The organism is Streptomyces blattellae, assembly GCF_009709555.1.
In the GTDB taxonomy this organism is placed as follows: Bacteria; Actinomycetota; Actinomycetes; order Streptomycetales; family Streptomycetaceae; genus Streptomyces; species Streptomyces blattellae.
Window position 1 is genome coordinate 12584 of the sequence record NZ_WJBG01000121.1, and the last position, 19053, is coordinate 31636.

Below are 19053 nucleotides of genomic sequence, written 5' to 3' on the forward strand. Positions count from 1 at the left end.
CGAAGCCCGGTGGAGTTCGGCGGCGCCACGAAGGGGCGCGGGGCTGTGTCGATGTGCGGCTACCGCCGCGACGGGGGTCCCCCCGCGCGAGGTTGTCCGAGCGTGGGGGAGTGACCAGCCACTACGGGCCCGCAGACGAAGCACCGCAGTTCCAGCGGAGCTCAGCCGCAGCAGTCGGGGTCCAGCCCCCTCGGCAGGCGGTCCCCGCCGAACACCGCGCAGGTGGCCTCGTGGCCGCCGAGCGCGGCGACCGCGAGGAGGAGGGAGCCGGCAGTCCAGGCGGTCAGCTCCCGGGGCCAGACGGCGCGGTCCTCGAACACGTAGCCCGTCCAGTACAGGCCGGTCTCCGGATCCCGCAGGTGCTGGATCGACTGCAGGATGTCCAGCGCGTGGTCGGACTCGCCCATCGCCCAGAGCGTCAGGGCGAGTTCGGCCGACTCCCCGCCCGTCACCCACGGGTTGGGGACGACGCAGCGCACCCCGAGACCCGGTACGACGAAGCGGTCCCAGTCCGCCTCGATCCGGGACTTGGCCTCCGCACCGGTCACCGCGCCGCCCAGCACCGGGTAGTACCAGTCCATCGAGTAGCGGTCCTTGTCGAGGAACCGCTCGGGATGGAGCCGTATCGCATGCCGCAGCGCGCCGACCGCCAACTCCCAGTCCGGCTGCGGCTCCTCACGCTGGTCGGCGATCGCCAGGGCACAGCGCAGGGCGTGATGGATCGACGAACTCCCGGTCAGCAGCGCGTCGTTCACGCCGGTGCCGTCGTCCTCGCGCTTCCAGCCGATCTGCCCGCCCGGCTGCTGGAGGCGGAGCACGAACTCGATCGCCGCGTGGACGACGGGCCACATGCGGTCCAGGAACGTGTCGTCGCCGGTCGCCAGGTAGTGGTGCCAGACGCCTACGGCCGTATAGGCGACGAAGTTGGTCTCGCGGCCCCGGTCGGTGGCCGCGCCGGGATCGCCGTCGTGGTAGGCCGCGTACCACGAGCCGTCCTCGTTCTGATGGGTCGCCAGCCACAGGTACGCCCGCTCGGCGGCCTCGTGTTCACCCGCCGCGTCCAGGCCCATCGCCGCCTCGACGTGGTCCCACGGGTCGAGGTGATGCCCCCGGAACCACGGGATCGCGCCGTCCTCCCGCTGCACGGCGAGGATGCCGGCGACGGTCGCGGCGGCCTCCTCCGCGGTGAGGACCCCGGGCAGGACGAGGTGTTCTGTCCGGGGGGTGGTCACTTGGCGGCCACCCCGGCTTCGGCCAGACGCGGGAGGTGGGGCTTGGTCGCGTAGACCACGAGACTCTTGCCGATCAGCGGATTGAGCGCCTGCTCGGCGACCCTCGTCGCCAGGGGCTTCTTCATGATGTCCCAGACCAGCAGCTTGTGGTACGCCCTGACCGGCAGCGCCCTGTCGTTGTCCACGCCGAACGCGCACTTGAGCCACCAGTAGGGGCTGTGGAGGGCGTGGGCGTGGTGGCTGCCGTACGGCCTGAGCCCCGCCTCCCTGATCCTCCCGGTCAGTTCGTCCGCCTTGTAGATGCGGATGTGTCCGCCCTCGACCTCGTGGTAGGCGTCGGACAGGGCCCAGCAGACCTTCTCGGGGCCGTAGCGGGGGACGGTGACCGCGATCCGGCCGCCGGGCTTCAGCACGCGCACCATCTCCGCGAGTACGCCCTTGTCGTCCGGGATGTGCTCCATCACCTCGGAGATGATCACGACGTCGAAGGACTCGTCCGGGAAGGGCAGCGCGAGGGCGTCCCCCTCCACGGCGGTCGCGGTGGCCCCCTCCGGCGCCTCCCCCGCCTCCTTCATCGCGGCGAACCACTGCGCGACCTCGCGGATCTCCGCACCGTTCCGGTCGAGCGCCACGACCCGCGCACCCCGCCGATAGCACTCGAACGCGTGCCGGCCGGCCCCGCAGCCGAGGTCCAGGACACGGTCGCCCGGGGCGAGCGGGAACCGGGAGAAGTCGACGGTCAGCACGTGGCCCTGCTTTCGGAGTAGACACCGTCAGTGTTCGTTGCGGCCGCGGAGCGGCCGGGTATCCGGGGCGGCGCGGAGCGGCCGGGTATCCGGGGCGGCGCGGAGCGGCTGGAACCTCCGTGGTCGCCGTCCGCGGATCGGGCGATGGCCTCGCGGTACCGGGCCACCGTGCCCTCGGCGGCGCGCGCCCAGGTGAAGTGCCGTAGCACGCGCTCACGTCCGGCCCCGCCGAGCCGTGCCCTCAGCTCCGGGTCGCCCAGCAGCCGGCTCAGCCCCGCCGCCAACGCCCCCGCCTCTCCCGGCGGTACCGCGAGGCACGTCTCGCCGTCGCGCCCGGCGACCTCCGGGATCGCACCGCCGGTCGTGGCGAGCAGCGGCGTGCCCGTGGCCATCGCCTCCGCCGCGGGGAGGGAGAAGCCCTCGTACAGGGACGGCACGCAGGCGACCTGGGCCGAGCGGACCAGGTCGACGAGTTCGGCGTCGGAGATGCCCTTGACGAACTGGACGGCGCCTTCGAGGCCGTAGCGCTCGACGGCCTGGGCGACCAGCCCCTCCGCGGGGCGCTTGCCCACGACGACGACATGCGCGCCGGGGTGTTCCGTGCGGACCTTCGCCAGGGCCTCGACCAGGAACACCAGGCCCTTGAGCGGCACGTCCGCGCTGGACGTCGTCACGATCCGCCCCGGCACCTGCCGCACCGCGGAATTCGGCGAGAACAGGTCGGTGTCGGCGCCGATGTGGACGACGTGGACACGGTCCTCGGGTACGCCGAGATGGTCGACGATCTCCTGGCGTGAGGTGCCGGAGACGGTGAGCACGGACGGCAGGCGGCGCGCGACCCGCTTCTGCATGCGGGTGAAGCCGTACCAGCGGCGCTTGGACCACCGCTGCCGCCGGCTGTCGGCGGCGTCCAGCTCCAACTGCCGGTCCACCGTGATCGGGTGGTGGATGGTGGTGACGAGGGGGGCGCCCACGTCGCCCAACAGACCGTAGCCCAGGGTCTGGTTGTCGTGGACGACGTCGAACTCGCCGCGCCGGGCGCGGAGATGACGGCGGGCCCGCAGGGAGAAGGTGAGCGGCTCGGGGAAGCCGCCGGTCCACATCGTGGCGACTTCGAGCGCGTCGATCCAGTCGCGGTACTCGTCGCGCCGGGGGGTCCGGAAGGGGTCCGGGTGGCGGTAGAGGTCGAGGCTGGGGAGTTCCGTGAGGCTCAGGCCGTCGTAGCCCTCGTCCAGGACCGGGTACGGCTGCGCGCCGATGACCTCGACCCGGTGGCCGAGGCGGGCGAGTTCGCGGGAGAGGTGCCGTACGTAGACGCCCTGGCCGCCGCAGAACGGGTTCCCTTTGTAGGTGAGGAGCGCGATACGGAGCGGTCGCCCGCCGTCGGCTGCCGAATCCTCCTCGGACCCCGCCTGACTGGCCTCAGCGGTCACTCTGGGCCCCCTCCTCCACAGCGCTGTCCCGCGAGACTACGCCGGGACGCTAATCTAGAACAAGTTTCAGACTTGATCGTTCAGGAGGCTCTGAATCTACCGGCAGGTAGGGCCACTGTGAGCGGAGGATCAGGTGATTCACGCCACGGCGGCGCGACCGCGCCGAGCCTGCCATGCTGTCTGATCGCACGCCTTCACGGACTGTCACGGAACGGGACGACCCATGCCTGCGGACGCCAGTACCTCACCCGCCTCCCCGCCTCTCACCCAGCGGCAGGAGGCACGCCGCCGCCGCATCCTGCACGCGAGCGCACAGCTGGCGAGCCGGGGCGGTTTCGACGCGGTGCAGATGCGGGAGGTCGCGGAGTCCTCGCAGGTGGCGCTCGGCACGCTGTACCGGTACTTCCCGTCCAAGGTGCATCTGCTGGTCGCCACCATGCAGGACCAGCTGGAGCACATGCACGGCACGCTGCGGAAGAAGCCGCCGACCGGACGGACGGCGGCGGAACGGGTCGCGGAGACCCTGATGCGGGCGTTCCGCGCCCTGCAGCGCGAGCCGCATCTCGCCGACGCGATGGTCCGCGCCCTGACGTTCGCGGACCGCAGCGTCTCACCCGAGGTCGACCAGGTGTCCCGCCAGACGACTGTGATCATCCTCGACGCGATGGGACTGGACAACCCCACCCCCGAGCAGCTCTCCGCCGTCCGCGTCATCGAGCACACCTGGCACTCGGCCCTGATCACCTGGCTCTCGGGCCGTGCCTCCATCGCCCAGGTGAAGATCGACATCGAGACGGTGTGCAGGCTCATCGACCTGACGGACCCCGAGCACACGTGAACGACCTACGAGACGGGTTCCCTTCGCCGGCATGGTCCGGATCAGGTGGCTGGGGGTCGCCTTCAGGCCCTGCTACTGCCCTCAGGCCTCTCAGCCCAACCGTCGACGTCGGCACCGGCGGAGACCTTCGACTCCCGCCAGAGTCGGCTACTCCGGTTGGACTCCCTCACTCATCCCGTAGGCCTATTACCAGAGTAGAACACCTGCCCGGAAAAAGAACCGCTGGATTCATGATTTTCCAGCCGAAACCGGACACGCGACACGCCGCCGCGTCGCACCACCACACCCCGCTCCGCTCCTCGTCCCGGACACGCGTAAGCACCCGCTCACGGAGGCCGGTTCCGGGAAACCGCCTCATCGCCTTCGGCGGCGGAGGGCGGCAAGGAGTTCGGTGAGTACCTTGAGGGCCGCGAGCCGCCGGGCCGGCCGACTCGACCACACTGCGGGCAGCACGACACCCCCGTAGACCGCGCCGAAGACGAGCACGATCGCGCACAGGGCGGACAGGGAAAGCGACGGGAAGGTCATGAGTTCCTCCAGGTACGGCGGTGGCCGACGGTTTGCGCCATGACCATCTCCCGCCCGCACCGCACCCCGGCCCGATCCCGGCTCCCGCCGAACTCACGACGGAAGACGCAGGTCAGGCCCTACGCTTCTGAGGTGTCCACCGAACCACACCGAAGGGGCCAGGAGTTGACCGCATCCCCCACGGGTCCCGTCGCGGACTTCTGCTTCGAGCTGCGCCGCCTGGTGCGCGCCTGCGGTGTACCGCAGGCGGATATCGCACAGACCCTCGGCCGGGGCGCCAGCTCGGTTTCGGAACTGCTGGGCGGGAGACGACGGACTGCTCCGGAATGGGACGACGTGCGGTTGATCGTCTGCCTGTGCTCCGAGCGGTACGCGGTGCGGTCCGGTCCGGGAGTGGGGCGGCTCCGCCTGGACGTGAAGTGGTGGCGGGAGCGGTACGACGAGTTGGAACGTGCCGTGGAACGCGCACGTACGGTGCCCGCACCCGGGCCCCTCACCACCCCTTTCGTCCCGTCTCCCCCTCCCGTCCCCGCCGCCTCGCCCACCCTCGACGCAGCCGGCTGCCTGGACATGGGCGTGGACGACGCGGTGCGCCTGCTGGCCGACGGCCGTCCGGAGCTGCTGGACACGGCGGACGCGCTGCTGGAGCCGACACACTCGGACGGCCAGCCGGCACACTCGGACGGCCGCCCGTCCTTCGTCCTGGACGCCCTGCTGGACGGTTTCCCGCAACGGGTGCGAGCCGTCCACGGCCTCGCCCGCAGCGCCCTGCTCTGGGCCGCCCGGGTGGCGCTGGCGGAGGCTCTGACCCAGTGCGCGGACCATCTGTCCCAGATGGGGGCCGTGGATTTCGTCCGGCTCCTGACGCGCAAAGCGCTCCAACCGCAGGAGCCGTCGGATCCCGCCCGACCACACACTGACGACGTCGGCGGCACCGGTGATACCCGACAACGGGACCGCTACGAGCGCTGTGTCCGGTTGATCACCCAACTGTCTTTGCACTGCCCGGAGTTCGCCCTCACGTTCGCCCCGCGCGGCACCGTCGTGCGGGCCACGGCGGATAAGCCGGATGGAATCGGGCTGGCCGGACTGGAGGTTCTGCTGGCCGAATGCGCGGGCCAGGGCACGCCCTTCCCGGCCGCCCGGACCCGGCTGCGCGATCCGATCGCCTCCCTCGACTCTCCAGGCCCCCTGCTGCCGAGCCTGGCGCAGGGATACGTCAATCCGCGCTTCCGGCTGGCCCCCCTGCAACGGCCGGAGGGCTTCACGCAGGGCGTCGCCTCGGACAAGTGGTGGGTGCGGCAGCCCTTGTACGACACCGGCGAGCACTTCTTCGCCGCGTACCTGCTCGGTCTCCCCGCCCTGCTCTCCCCGCTGCTCGTGCTGGGCCACCCCGGCGTCGGCAAGTCGCTGCTGACCCGGCTCCTGGCGGCCCGGCTCCCGGTCGGCGAATTCCGTCCGCTCCGGATCGAGCTGAGGTACACGCCTGCCGAGGCGGATGTGCAGACGCAGTTGGAGCACGCCCTGAAGCGGTCCACGGGACGGTCGGTGAGCTGGCCGGAATGGTCGGAGGCCGAGCCCGGGGTGATCCCAGTGGTGCTGCTGGACGGATTCGACGAGTTGCTCCAGGCGGGCGCTCGGCGCCTGGATTCCAGACGGCAGTGGGGATATCTGCGCGAGGTCGAAGATTTCCAGAGACGCGAGTCGGAACTCGGCCGTCCGCTGATCGTGATCGTGACGAGCCGCACGGTGGTCGCCGACCGCGCGGACATCCCCCGCAACAGCCAGGTGTTGCGCCTGGAGCCGTTCGCGGAGCCGGAGATCGAGCGGTGGCTGACGATCTGGAACACCACGAACGCGGACTACCAGAACCTGCACGGCCTCAAACCGCTGACGCCTCAGGTTGTCTTACCGCACCGGGACCTGGCGGCCCAGCCTCTGCTGCTGCTCATGCTCGCGCTGTACGACTCGGTCGGCAACGCGCTGCACCGGCTGCGCGACCAGGGCATCAGCCGCACACAGCTGTACGACCGGCTGCTCACGGAGTTCGTCCGCCGCCAGGTCGACAAGGACGGCCCGCTGCCGCCGGCCGAGCGGTCGGTCGCCGTCGAACGCGAGCTGCGCCGTCTGTCCGTGATCGCACTCGGCATGTTCCAGCGCGGTGCCCAGTCCATCGGCGGCGAGGAAGCGGACCGGGACCTGCGGTCGCTGGGCGAAGGCTCCGCGGGCTCCGGGGCAGGGCTGCTTTTCGGGCGGTTCTTCTTCGTGCACGAGGCGCAAGCCGTCGTCACGGAAGAACGACTGCGCAGCTACGAGTTCCTGCATGCGACCTTCGGCGAGCACTTGGCGGCGCGGCTGATCGACGAGGCGCTACGTCGGCTTGCCGGGCCAGACCCCTTGGATGACGGCGAGTTGTACGCCCTGCTCTCCTTCACCCCGCTCACTGACCGGGCGCAGACCATGCAGAATCTGAGGAGCATGCTGACGGCCTGGCCCGGGGAACGAGCGAGGGCCGAACTGGTGGACTCTCTCTTCGAGTTGTTCAGGGCAGCCGCGTGGGGCGGTCCCGGGCACCGTACGGAGGTGGGGTATGCACCGGTCCGGAAGACGCGGACGTACCGGGACTCGGTGTACGAGGCCAACCTGCTGCTGGTCGCGGTGCTCGCGTGCGACGAGGTCTATGCCTCGCAACTCCTCAAGTCCTCGGGGGACTTGGTTGCGGCCTGGCGTCGGCATGCGTTGGGGTGGCAGGCACAGATGTCCCCGGAGTCATGGGATCTGCTGTGTTCGACGCTCAGCCTCCACCGCAATCCGCCACACGATCCGAACCGGCCTGTCCGACACACCCCGGACATGCTCATCAGCATGGAGCGGGGACCGCTCGCCCACCACGAACTCCGCTGGAGCACACCGCTGCTGTTCTACCCCACGCGTCACGTCGATGCTGTGATCAGACGGGCCATGTTCACGGGGGACGCCGACATCGAGTTGCTCCTGCACACCAGCTATCCGCTGCTTGTCCAGTTCCCCACCGCCGCCGACGGTGTCCGGCCGACCACCCGGACGCAAGCTCAGACTCTCGTCGCTCTGCTCGTCAGGGACCCGGAGATGCCCCTGGCCCTTCCTGAGCTCTACGCCATGTGCCTGGACCAGTTGGGCCGCCCGGTGGACCTGGAGGCAGTCGTCTATCTGGAGGCGGTGCTGCGTCAGCTGGTCCACGACGCCCCCTCGATGCCCGACAGCGCCCTGTCTCAGGTGCTGCACCGACTGCAGTGGCCCCTCAGCAGAACAGGCCTCGCCACCGATGCGATGAGGCAACTGCTCCTGCGCTGTGTCCGTGACGCCCTGGAGCGCGGCAGCCCCCTCCTGGCCGATGCACTCAACATCGTCCGCAGGTTCTTCGTCGAGCCCGAACTCCCGCAGGACAGCCGGAGTTTCACCCCCGAAGAGCTCGGGCACCTGGGCCACTCCACGCACACCTGGCGCTGGGCAGGCTCCCTGCACGGCAATGCCGCAGCCCGCATGCTCGACACTCTGCTCGCCGGTCTCGACCTTCCGCACACCGCCGCGACCCGCCCCGAAGCCCTCATCGGACTCCTCCGTCTCGCATCCGAACTCGACCTCGGCGACTGGCTCTCTACCCACGCTCCCGAGATCCTCAGCGCCCTTCCCCACGAAGCCTTCGGCCTCCTGCGCCCCTCGGACCTGCGCCCGCTGCGGGCGGTGCTGCCGAAAGGCGCCCACGAGGCCGAGTTCCTGGAGGTCGAGCGGGTCTGGCGCGGCCCTACTCCTCCGGCGGAAAAACCGGCTCCCCGCTCCCCAGCAGCGTGATCACGATGGCCTCCACCGGGCAGCCCTCCGCCGCCTCCAGGACCTGTTCGCTGGCGTCCGTCTCGGGGGCGACGGGGTGGGACTGCCGGCCGGGGTCGAGGCGGAAGCCGGCCGGGGCGTGGTGGACGCACTGGGCGGAGCCGATGCAGACGGAGCGGTCGACCTCGACCTGCCAGCGGTCGCCCGCCCCCACGCTCGACTTCGCTCGCGCGGGAGGTGCCCCCATCGCTACGCCTCCCAGCCCGCCGGGAGATGGATCATCTTGTGTTCGAGGTACTCGCCGTAGCCCTCCGGGCCGAACTCCCGCCCGAGTCCGGAGTTCTTGTAGCCGCCGAAGGGGCCCAGCATGTCGAGGCTGAAGGTGTTCACCGAGTACGTGCCGGTACGGACCTGTCGCGCGACCTCGATGCCGTGCTCGACGTCCGCCGTCCAGACGCTGCCGGACAGCCCGTAGTCGGAGTCGTTCGCGATCTTCAGGGCCTCGGTCTCGTCGCCGTACGGGAGGAGGCAGATCACGGGCCCGAAGATCTCCTCCCGGGCGATCCGCATCGAGTTGTCGACATCGCCGAAGAGCGTCGGCTCGACGTACCAGCCCTGCTCCAGTCCCGCCGGACGCCCGCCGCCGGTGAGGATCTTGGCGCCCTCCTCCTGGCCGATGCGGATGTAGTCGAGGTTGCGCTGCTGCTGGCGCCGCGCCACCAGCGGGCCGACCTGGGTCGCCGTGTCCAGCGGGTCGCCGACCACCAGCGCGCCCGCGGCGGCGGCGAAGGCCTCGGCGAACTCGTCGTAGCGGGAGCGCGGCAGCAGGATGCGGGTCTGGGCGACGCAGGCCTGCCCGTTGTTCATCCAGGCCGCGGGGACGATCCCGGCGACCGCCGTCTCGACGTCCGCGTCCGGCAGCACCACGGCCGCCGACTTGCCGCCCAGTTCCAGCGTCACGCGGGTGAGGTTGCGTGCGGCCACCTCCATCACCCGCTTCCCCGCGGCCACCGAGCCGGTGAAGGCGACCTTGTCGACGCCGGGGTGCCCGACCAGGTACTCGCTGACCTCGCGGCCGGCGGGCACGATCGACAGCACGCCCTCCGGCAGCCCGGCCTCCTTGGTGATCTCGCCGAGGATGTACGCGTCCAGCGGCGACTCGGGCGACGGCTTGAGGACGGCCGTGCAGCCGGTGAGCAGCGCGGGCGCGAGCTTGGAGGCGGCGACGAACTGCGGGACGTTCCAGGGGACGACGGCCGCGACGACCCCGACGGGCTCGCGGCGGACGAGGATCCGGCCGAGCGCGCCGGTGCGCGTCTCCTCGTACACATAGTCCCGCGCGACGGTGATCGCCGCGTCCCACACCATCATCGCGCCGAGCGCCTGCGCGAGAACGCTCCAGGAGTACGGCGATCCGTTCTCGGAGGAGATCACGCGGGCGATCTCCTCGTGCCGTACGGCGATCGCGTCCTTGATCCGGGAGACCACCGCGATCCGCTCGTCCAGCGGCATCCGCGGCCAGGGGCCCTCGTCGAACGCGGTGCGCGCGGCGGCGACGGCCCGGTCCACGTCCGCCTTCGACGCGTGCGGCACGCGTCCGATGACCTGTTCCGTATGCGGCGAGATCACCTCGATGACGTCCTCGCCCAGGGGGTCGGTCAACTCCCCGCCGATGAACAGCTGTCCGTGTTCCACGAGCTCGGTCATGGCCGACGCCTCCTGCGGAGCTGGAGCGGTTTCCTTGGTTTCTGACGCTGTTTCAGAACTGATACCAGTTCTAGTTATAGTGAGCAATGGTCGTGAGGACGGCGGGCACAGCAGCAGACGGACGGCAACGGACGGCAGTCGAGGCGAAGCCAGGACGGGGAAGCCCATGGCGCAGGTGTACGACCACGGCGGCGGCGTGCGGTCGGTCCAGGTCCCCATCCCGGACAACCCCCTGGGGCACACGCTCGTGTACGTCGTCGACACCGACCGCGGACCGGTCCTGATCGACACCGGCTGGGACGACCCGGCGTCATGGGACACCCTGGCCGACGGGCTTACGGCATGCGGGACTTCGCCCGCCGAGATCCACGGCGTGGTCATCACCCACCACCACCCCGACCACCACGGCCTGTCCGGCAGGGTCCGTGAGGCGTCCGGCGCGTGGATCGCGATGCACGCGGCGGACACGGCGCTCGTACGCCGGGCCCGCTCGACCGGACCCGGGCGCTGGATCTCGTACCTCACGGACAAGCTCACGGCGGTCGGCGCCCCCGAGGAGCACATCGCGCCCCTGCGCACCGCCCGCCCCCGCTCCGACCTCCCCGGCCTCTCCCCCGCCCTGCCCGACCGCGAGATCGTCCCCGGCGAACTCGTCGACCTCCCCGGCCGCCGCCTGCGCGCGATCTGGACGCCGGGCCACACACCGGGCCACGTCTGCCTGCACCTGGAAGAGGACCACCCCTCTCAACGCCCCGGCCACGGACGCCTGTTCTCCGGCGACCATCTGCTCCCCGAGATCACCCCGCACATCGGCCTGTACGAGGATCCCGACGACGCCACCGTCACCGACCCCCTCGGCGACTACCTCGACTCCCTCGAACGCGTCGGCCGCCTGTCCCCCGCCGAGGTCCTCCCCGCCCACCAGCACGCGTTCACCGACGCACCCGCGCGCGTAAGCGAGTTGCTCGCCCACCACGAGCACCGCCTCACCGGCCTGCTCACCCTCCTCACCGACCCCCTCACACCCTGGCAGCTCGCGGTGCGCATGGAGTGGAACCGCCCCTGGAGCCACATCCCGTACGGCTCCAGGAACATCGCCGTGTCGGAGGCCGAGGCCCATCTGCGACGACTGGTGAAGCTGGGGCGGGCGGAGGCGGTGGCGGGGACGGATCCGGTGACGTACGTGGCCACGTCCTAGGGCGCGGCGCTAGAACGCGACCGACCGGATCGATTCCGCCGCGTCGCCGAGGAGTTCGACTTCGCGGCGGCTCATCGTCGGGTTGGCCGCGCGCCGTCGCCGGGCCTCTGCCAGGGCGTCCTCCGTGAGAGGGGAGGGGGCGGCGAGGAAGGCGGTGAGCACGGTGGCGGCGAGGGCGGCGAACGGGGCGTCGGTGACCGCGGCCTGAGCGAGGATCACCGCCGACATGGCCCAGTCCAGGGCCGGGTCGCCCTCCTCCGTGTTGGTCCAGTCGATCACTCGGGGGCCGTCCGCGGTGAGGATCACGTTCTCGGGGTGCAGGTCGAGGTGGAGGATGCGGGCGGTCCGGGAGCGGCGGGCGGGGATGGTGTGCAGGTCGCGCAGCAGGCGGGCGAGGGTGGCGCCGGCCTCCTGCGCGCCCGGCGAACCGGCGACGCATGCCTCCAGCATCGTCGGGCCCGACAGGCGTTCCATCACCAGGTCGGTCCGTGAGGAGCCGGACAGCCGCACGCGCGGGACCGGGTAGCCGTACGCGCGCACATGCTCCATCACGGCGCCGTCGGCCGCCGCGTTCCCCCACCCCTGCCGACTGCGGCGCAGTACCCACGCCGTGTCGATCTCGTAGACGTCGGCGGTACGGCCGGAGCCGAGCAGTCTTCCCGTCGGCTGCATGGCCCGAGACTAAGCGCCCTGCGGGAAGTGCAGCGACAGGCCGTCGATCGTCCGCGGGCCCGTTGTGGCCGGGCGGGCCCACGCGGCGGTAGCCGCAATTCGATTGCGGCCCCGCGCCCCTTCGGGGCGCGGCCGACCGAAGCCGATTTCCTCCGCCTTGCGACTGGACGCTCCCCATCGCCTTCGTTCACCTGCGTCGATGAGGTGCCGGCGATCACCTGCGGCCTATCCGCCGGCCAGGGCCCGATCCGGCGCACAGCCACCCCTCAGCCGTTTGGCTACGGGCCGGTAGAGTGGCCGGGTCGTCATCACACCCGTACGGGGGGAAGCCGGTGCGAATCCGGCGCTGACCCGCAACCGTGAACCGGTCGCCGAAGGCCGGTGAGCCGGACTGCCCTGTGCGGATTCGTGACCGGCTCAGGTGTACCGGCAGCCGGCCGGTGCACGGCACCGTCGAGGCATACGGAGCCGAGCCGCCCGGGGTGTCCCGTGCTGCCCGCTCCCTGCAGGGAGAGGCACCGCCGATCATGAACACCCGCCGCACCGCCGCGGTCCTGGCCGCCCTCGCCGCGCTCGGCGCGGCCACGCCCGCCGTCGCCGCCCCGTCCCCCTCCCCGTCGGCAGCGGTACCGGACGGGCTGTACGGCAGCGCCGACCCGACGTACGACGGTGTCTGGCGCCAGTCACTGGCCCTGATCGCGCAGATCGAGTCGGACGTGAAGCCCGCGGCCAAGGCCGTCGACTGGCTGCTCGGACAGCAGTGCGAGAACGGGGCGTTCGCGGCCTTCCGCGCCGAGCCCGCCAAGGCCTGTGACGCCAAGGTCATGGTCGACACCAACAGCACGGCCGCCGCGGCCCAGGCCCTGTCCCTGGCCGGCGACGGCGACCACATGGACGTCGCCGTGAAGGCGGCACAGTGGCTGAAGTCCGTGCAGAACAAGGACGGCGGCTGGGGCTACGCCCCGGGCGGACCCAGCGACGCCAACTCGACCTCCCTCGTCATCGGCGCCCTCAACGCGATCGGCCAGGACCCCGGGACCGCGGTGACCGACGGCAAGTCGCCCTACGACGCCCTCCGCGAACTGGCCCTGCCGTGCGCCGACGGCGGCGCCTTCGCCTACCAGCCGGACGACAAGGGCGAGCTGACCGCCAACGCGGATGCGACGGCGGCGGCCGTGGTCGGCCTGAAGGGCATGAGCATGGAGTCGGCGAAGACCGCCGCCGACACGGACCTCGCCTGCGCCGACGCCGCCCGACCCGACCCGGACCAGGCCGCCGCCAACGGCGCGTCCTACCTGGCCGAGACGGTACGCGAGGACGGCTACCTGAAGTCCGCGCTCGCCGGTGCCGAGGACCAGCCCGACTACGGCAACACCGCGGACGCGGTCGTCGCGCTCGCCGTGACGGGCGGGCCGAAGGCGGCGCGGAAGCCGCTGACCTGGCTTGAGCGGAACTCCGCGGACTGGGCGAAGCAGAGCGGCCCCGCCGCCTACGCCCAGCTGATCCTCGCCGCCCACGCCACGGGCACCGACCCCCGCGACTTCGGCGGCACGGACCTGGTCAAGCAGCTCAACGCGACAGGTCCGGCGCCGCAGACCACCGAGCAGGCCGCCGCGCCCGCCGAGAAGAGCGAGGACGACTCCTCCTCCTTCGACGTCTGGTGGATCGTGGGCGCGGGTCTCGCCGCAGGCATAGGCATCGGCTTCCTGCTGAGCGGCCGCAACAAGAGGCGGCAGCCGTGAGGCTCCGCGGTGCCGCGGCCCTGCTGCTGACGTTGCTCGCCCTGGTGCCGGGCGCCGGTCAGGCGCAGGCCGTCGGCTACCGCTACTGGTCGTTCTGGGACCGGGACGCACACACGTGGACGTACGCCACGCAGGGCCCGTCCACCGCCGTCCCCTCCGACGGCGACGTCCAGGGCTTCCGCTTCGCGGTCAGCGAGGACTCCTCCGGCGCGACCAGGCCCCGCGGCACGGCCGACTTCGCCACGGTCTGCACGGAGACGCCCGCGCAGACCGGCAGGAAGAGGGTCGGCCTGGTCATCGACTTCGGCACGGCGGCGGACGCGCCCGAGGGAGAAACCCCGCCCCGGCTGCGTACCGTCTGCGCGACCGTCTCCCCCGACGCGACCACGGCCGAGGCCCTGGCCGCGGTCGCCAAACCCCTCCGCTACGACACCAACGCCCTGCTCTGTGCCATATCGGGCTATCCGGAGACGGGGTGCGGAGAACAGGTGACGACCGGCGAGCAGCAGACGGCACCCGGGGAGAAGGAGGAGGGGGACGGAGGCCCGTCGCTGGGACTGTTCGCAGGTGCCGCGGTGGTGGCCGCGCTGGGAGCGGCGGCAGGGTGGCAAGCACGGCGGCGCCGAAATGCGCCGTAGCCGCGCGCAGCGGCACCCCGTCGGCGCACCCGCCCCCACCCGGCACCGACCCCGCCCGCAACTCCACCCCGGCGCCTGGTGGCTCTGGTCCCTCTCCCTCGGCACCGCCGCCACCCGCACCACCAACCCCCTCCTCCTCTCCCTCCTCATCACCACGTCCGCCTACGTCGTGGCCGCCTGCCGCCCCGACACCCCCACCGCCCGCTCCTACACCGCCTTCGTCAGACTCGCCCTCGCCGTCATAGCCATCCGCCTCGTCTTCGCCCTCGCCCTCGGCTCCCCCATCCCCGGCACGCACACCCTGCTCACGCTCCCCGAAGTCCCCCTCCCGGACTGGACACAGGGCATCCGCCTGGGTGGCAGGGTCACCGCCGAGTCCCTCCTCGCGGCCCTCTACGACGGCCTGCGCCTGGCCACCCTCCTCATCTGCGTGGGCGCGGCGAACGCCCTCGCCAACCCGTCCCGCCTCCTGAAGTCCCTCCCGGGCGCGCTCTACGAGATCGGCGTCGCGGTGGTCGTGGCCCTCACCTTCGCGCCGAACCTCATCGCCGACGTCCAGCGCCTGCGCGCCGCCCGCCGGCTGCGGGGCCGCCCGGACCGAGGCATCCGGGGCCTCGCCCAGGTCGGACTCCCGGTCCTGGAGGGCGCGTTGGAGCGCTCGGTCGCCCTCGCCGCCGCGATGGACGCCCGCGGCTACGGCCGTACGGCCGACGTCCCGCCCGCTGTCCGCCGTACGACCACCGCCCTCACCCTGGGCGGCCTGCTCGGCGTCTGCGCGGGAACGTACGGGCTCCTCACCGCCGAAGGCGGCACGTACGGCCTCCCGGTCCTCCTCGCCGGGCTCACCGCCGCCCTGGCCGGACTCAGCCTCGGCGGTCGCCGCTCGCTGCGCACCCGCTACCGCCCGGACCCCTGGAACCTGCGGGCCTGGCTGGTCACGGGCTCCGGCGCGGCCGTGGCCGCGGCCCTTACCTTCGCCGCGAGCCACGACCCGGCCGCGCTCCACCCCGGCCTCGTCCCCCTGGTCGCCCCCGCCCTCCCCCTCTGGCCCGCGGCGGCCGTACTTCTCGGCCTCCTCCCCGCCTTTCTGGCCCCCACCTCGAAGGAACAGCCGTGATCCGCTTCGACGATGTCTCCGTGACGTACGACGGAGCGGCCGAACCCACCGTCACCGGCGTCGACTTCGAGATCCCGGAAGGCGAACTCGTGCTGCTCGCCGGCCCGTCCGGGGTCGGCAAGTCGACCGTCCTCGGCACGGTCAGCGGACTCGTCCCGCACTTCACCGGTGGCACGCTGCGGGGCCGGGTCACGGTGGCCGGCCGGGACACCCGTACGCACAAGCCGCGTGAACTCGCCGACGTGGTCGGCACGGTGGGCCAGGATCCGCTCTCCCACTTCGTCACCGACACCGTCGAGGACGAACTCGCCTACGGGATGGAGTCGTTGGGGCTGCCGCCTGCCGTCATGCGCCGCCGGGTCGAGGAGACCCTGGACCTGCTGGGCCTCGCCGACCTCCGCAGCCGCCCCATCGCCACCCTCTCCGGCGGCCAGCAGCAGCGGGTCGCCATCGGCTCGGTCCTCACCCCGCACCCGAAGGTGCTCGTCCTCGACGAACCGACCTCCGCCCTCGACCCGGCAGCCGCCGAAGAGGTCCTCGCGGTGCTGCAACGCCTGGTCCACGACCTCGGCGCAACGGTCCTCATGGCCGAACACCGCCTGGAGCGGGTCGTCCAGTACGCCGACCAGATCGCCCTGCTGCCCTCGCCCGGCACTCCACCGATCCTGGGCACCCCGGCGGAGGTGATGGCCGTGTCGCCGGTGTACCCGCCGGTCGTGGCCCTGGGCCGCCTGGCGGGCTGGACCCCCTTGCCGATGACGGTCCGGGACGCGCGGCGACGGGCCGCGGACCTTCGGCAACGGCTTGAGGATCGGGACGACATCGCCCTCCAGGGGCGCGGGGCTGCAATCGATGTGCGGCTACCGCCACGTGGGCGCGACCAGCCACAACGAACCCGCAGCCGCCAACCATCCACACCCCCCGAGCTACCGGACGAAAAACCCATTCGCCGCCGACGGTTCCGACGCAGGCACACCCCCACACCGCCCCCCTCGCCCCACCCGGCCGACGTACAGGACCTCGCCGTGACCCACGGCCACATCCAAGCCCTCCGCAACATCACCCTCACGCTCACCCCCGGCGGGATCCTCGCCCTCATGGGCCGCAACGGCGCCGGAAAGTCCACGCTCCTCAACACCCTGGTCGGCCTCGTAGCGCCCGCTGCCGGTTCGGTCACCGTCGGCGGAGCCGTCGGCCTCGTCCCCCAGGAACCCCGGGACCTCCTCTACGCCGACACGGTCGCCGCCGAGTGCACGGCCGCCGACGCCGACGCCGGCGCGGCGCCCGGCACCTGCCGGACCCTCGTCTCCGAGCTGCTGCCGGGCGTCCCGGACGACACCCACCCGCGCGACCTGTCCGAGGGACAGCGTCTGACGCTCGCCCTGGCCGTCGTACTCACCGCCCGCCCGTCACTGCTCCTGCTCGACGAGCCGACCCGCGGCCTGGACTACGCGGCGAAGGCCCGCCTGGTCACGCTGCTGCGCGAACTGGCCACGCGGGGCCACGCCATCGTCCTCGCCACCCACGACGTGGAACTCGCCGCCGAACTCGCGCACCGGGTCGTGCTGCTGGCCGAGGGCGAGGTGATCGCCGACGGCCCGACGGCGGAGGTCGTCGTGTCGTCCCCCTCCTTCGCCCCGCAGGTGACGAAGATCCTGGCCCCACAGCAGTGGCTGACGGTCACGCAGGTCAAGGCGGCCCTCGCCAGGGAGCCTCGGTCAGAAGAGTCCCCGTCATGACCGCCCGCCGCGCCCGCCCCGTCCCGCTCGGCCCCCGCTCCATCGCCGCCCTCGCCCTCGTCAGCGCGGTGGGAGTGACCGCCTTCGGCTGGCCCTTCCTCGCCCCGCCCACCTCGCAAATCAGCGCCCACGCCCAGGACGCGCCCTGGCTGTTCGCGGGACTGCTGGTGCTCCTCGTCGCGGTCGTGGCGGCGACGATCTCGGAGTCGGGGCTCGGCCCGAAGGCGGTGGCGATGCTGGGCGTGCTCGCCGCGACCGGCGCCGCGCTGCGGCCCCTCGGCGCCGGAACGGCCGGCCTTGAGCCGATGTTCTTCCTGATGGTCCTGAGCGGACGCGTCCTCGGCCCCGGTTTCGGCTTCGTCCTGGGCTCGGTGACCATGTTCGCGTCGGCGCTGCTCACGGGCGGGGTGGGCCCGTGGATGCCGTTCCAGATGCTGGCGATGGGCTGGTTCACGATGGGCGCGGGCCTGCTGCCGGGCGCCGGGCGCCTGCGGGGGCGCGGCGAACTCGTCCTCCTCGCCGTGTACGGGTTCCTGGCGGCGTTCGCCTACGGCACGGTGATGACCCTGGCGGGCTGGCCCTTCATGGGCACCCTCGCCTCGAACATCGCCTTCGACCCGGACGCGGCGGTCCCGGCGAACCTGGCCCGCTTCATCGCGTACTGCGTGGCCACGTCGCTCGGCTGGGACCTGGGCCGCGCGCTCGTCACGGTCGCCCTCACCGTCACGCTCGGCCCGGTGATCCTCAGGGCACTGCGCCGGGCCACGCGGCGGGCGGCTTTCGAGGCGCCGGTCACATTCGACGCACCCGCTGGGTGACAGGGGGTGGACGGTCGGTCAGCGCGGCGGTGAAGCACCCCACATGACCCAGATCACCTACGATCCGGCTTAGTCGGGCAAACAGGATGCCATGCCCACGCCATTCCACGCCCTGACCTGCACATAGAGAGCTACGTCACACAGGGCGCGATCATCCCAGATGCGACTACAACTAGTAAATGGGGTCATTGCGGACCCCCTCCCGGCCTGTTTCTCTGGATGACGTCGCACGGCGCCGACGTGCCCTCAGGGCCGCGGCGCCGATGCATGCCCCCGCCGCCTCCGTGCGGCACCGGCATGCCCGCGGCGCCATGTCCCCGAAGAAAAAGGTTCTCCGTGTCTGTCTCCCGCGCCATCCGCCGTATCGCGTCCCCGAAGAAGGCCCTCACGACCGCCGCCATGGCCGCTGCCGCCACCGGCCTGGTCCTGACCGCGGCCCCGGCGCAGGCGGCGACCACGTCCTCCGCCGGCCAGGCGAAGGCGATCGCGAAGCAGATGATCCCGAACGCCGCCCAGTACAACGCCTTCAGCCAGATCGTCCAGCACGAGAGCGGCTGGGACGTGGGCGCCACCAACGCCTCCTCCGGCGCCTACGGCCTCGTCCAGGCCCTCCCGGGCTCCAAGATGGCCTCCGCCGGCTCCGACTGGAAGACCAGCGCCAAGACCCAGATCGAGTGGGGTCTCGACTACATGAACGACCGCTACGGCAGCCCGGTCGGCGCCTGGAACTTCTGGCAGGCCAACGGCTGGTACTGACAGGGCTCAGCGTCGCGGGGGAGGCAGGAACGGGGCGTAGGGGGGATGCTCCTGCCTCCCTCGGGACGGGCCGGCGGTG

Annotated in this window: 16 protein-coding genes; 9 read left to right on the forward strand and 7 right to left on the reverse strand. The window is 71.8% G+C overall.

The genetic code is table 11. The features are described 5' to 3' along the window. Positions 1–161 precede the first annotated feature (161 nt). The 3 genes from GFH49_RS10500 to GFH49_RS10510 are packed head-to-tail and all read right to left on the reverse strand — an operon-like array spanning position 162 to position 3411. The gene (locus GFH49_RS10500) at positions 162–1232 is read right to left on the reverse strand and encodes a prenyltransferase/squalene oxidase repeat-containing protein (RefSeq protein WP_155055562.1); all 1071 of its coding nucleotides are present in this window, start codon (positions 1230–1232) and stop codon (positions 162–164) included. Further along, positions 1229–1978, reverse strand: coding sequence for a class I SAM-dependent methyltransferase (locus GFH49_RS10505; protein ID WP_155055563.1), 750 nt, complete (start codon positions 1976–1978; stop codon positions 1229–1231). The genes GFH49_RS10500 and GFH49_RS10505 overlap by 4 nt, the downstream gene beginning before the upstream one ends. Beyond that, complete coding sequence (locus GFH49_RS10510) at positions 1972–3411, reverse strand: glycosyltransferase family 4 protein (protein ID WP_155055564.1); 1440 nt, start codon at positions 3409–3411, stop codon at positions 1972–1974. Before GFH49_RS10510 ends, GFH49_RS10505 begins: the two co-directional genes overlap by 7 nt. A 223-nt stretch (positions 3412–3634) precedes the next feature. Between GFH49_RS10510 and GFH49_RS10515 the strand changes: the two genes are divergently transcribed. After that, positions 3635–4249, forward strand: a complete 615-nt coding sequence (locus tag GFH49_RS10515; protein ID WP_155055565.1) for a TetR family transcriptional regulator — start codon at positions 3635–3637, stop codon at positions 4247–4249. A 354-nt stretch (positions 4250–4603) separates the two neighbouring features. On the opposite strand, the gene GFH49_RS39320 is transcribed toward GFH49_RS10515, so the two are convergent. Then, complete coding sequence (locus GFH49_RS39320) at positions 4604–4777, reverse strand: hypothetical protein (RefSeq protein WP_196217925.1); 174 nt, start codon at positions 4775–4777, stop codon at positions 4604–4606. 165 nt (positions 4778–4942) lie between these two features. On the opposite strand from GFH49_RS39320, the gene GFH49_RS10520 reads away from it, so the two are divergent. Further along, positions 4943–8608, forward strand: coding sequence for an NACHT domain-containing protein (locus GFH49_RS10520; RefSeq protein ID WP_155055566.1), 3666 nt, complete (start codon positions 4943–4945; stop codon positions 8606–8608). Here the strand turns inward: GFH49_RS10520 and GFH49_RS10525 are convergent. Further along, positions 8562–8834 carry a ferredoxin gene (locus GFH49_RS10525; protein ID WP_155055567.1) on the reverse strand — a complete coding sequence of 91 codons (273 nt, stop codon included), beginning with the start codon at positions 8832–8834 and terminating at the stop codon, positions 8562–8564. The two genes, GFH49_RS10520 and GFH49_RS10525, sit on opposite strands and share 47 nt — an antisense overlap. Before the next feature lie 2 nt (positions 8835–8836). Then, complete coding sequence (locus GFH49_RS10530) at positions 8837–10294, reverse strand: aldehyde dehydrogenase (protein ID WP_155055568.1); 1458 nt, start codon at positions 10292–10294, stop codon at positions 8837–8839. Positions 10295–10460: 166 nt separating this feature from the next. On the opposite strand from GFH49_RS10530, the gene GFH49_RS10535 reads away from it, so the two are divergent. Continuing rightward, complete coding sequence (locus tag GFH49_RS10535) at positions 10461–11492, forward strand: Strvi_7410 family MBL fold metallo-hydrolase (RefSeq protein WP_155055569.1); 1032 nt, start codon at positions 10461–10463, stop codon at positions 11490–11492. Between the two features lie 9 nt (positions 11493–11501). On the opposite strand, the gene GFH49_RS10540 is transcribed toward GFH49_RS10535, so the two are convergent. Continuing rightward, positions 11502–12164 carry a phosphotransferase gene (locus tag GFH49_RS10540; RefSeq protein WP_155055570.1) on the reverse strand — a complete coding sequence of 221 codons (663 nt, stop codon included), beginning with the start codon at positions 12162–12164 and terminating at the stop codon, positions 11502–11504. Between the two features lie 527 nt (positions 12165–12691). On the opposite strand from GFH49_RS10540, the gene GFH49_RS10545 reads away from it, so the two are divergent. From GFH49_RS10545 to GFH49_RS10570, 6 genes are all read left to right on the forward strand, one after another. Beyond that, positions 12692–13906, forward strand: coding sequence for an SCO2321 family membrane protein (locus GFH49_RS10545; protein ID WP_155055571.1), 1215 nt, complete (start codon positions 12692–12694; stop codon positions 13904–13906). Further along, positions 13903–14544 carry an SCO2322 family protein gene (locus GFH49_RS10550; RefSeq protein WP_155055572.1) on the forward strand — a complete coding sequence of 214 codons (642 nt, stop codon included), beginning with the start codon at positions 13903–13905 and terminating at the stop codon, positions 14542–14544. The genes GFH49_RS10545 and GFH49_RS10550 overlap by 4 nt, the downstream gene beginning before the upstream one ends. Then, entirely contained in the window at positions 14534–15661 is a 1128-nt protein-coding gene (locus GFH49_RS10555) for an energy-coupling factor transporter transmembrane component T (protein WP_155055573.1), read from the forward strand. Before GFH49_RS10550 ends, GFH49_RS10555 begins: the two co-directional genes overlap by 11 nt. Further along, positions 15658–17400, forward strand: coding sequence for an ABC transporter ATP-binding protein (locus tag GFH49_RS10560; RefSeq protein WP_155055574.1), 1743 nt, complete (start codon positions 15658–15660; stop codon positions 17398–17400). The genes GFH49_RS10555 and GFH49_RS10560 overlap by 4 nt, the downstream gene beginning before the upstream one ends. Beyond that, positions 17397–18218: an ECF transporter S component gene (locus tag GFH49_RS10565; RefSeq protein ID WP_155055575.1), complete on the forward strand. Its 822-nt coding sequence runs from the start codon at positions 17397–17399 to the stop codon at positions 18216–18218. The genes GFH49_RS10560 and GFH49_RS10565 overlap by 4 nt, the downstream gene beginning before the upstream one ends. 336 nt (positions 18219–18554) lie before the next feature. Further along, a complete protein-coding gene (locus GFH49_RS10570) occupies positions 18555–18974 on the forward strand; it encodes an aggregation-promoting factor C-terminal-like domain-containing protein (protein WP_155055576.1) in 420 nt (139 codons plus the stop codon). Positions 18975–19053 lie beyond the last annotated feature (79 nt).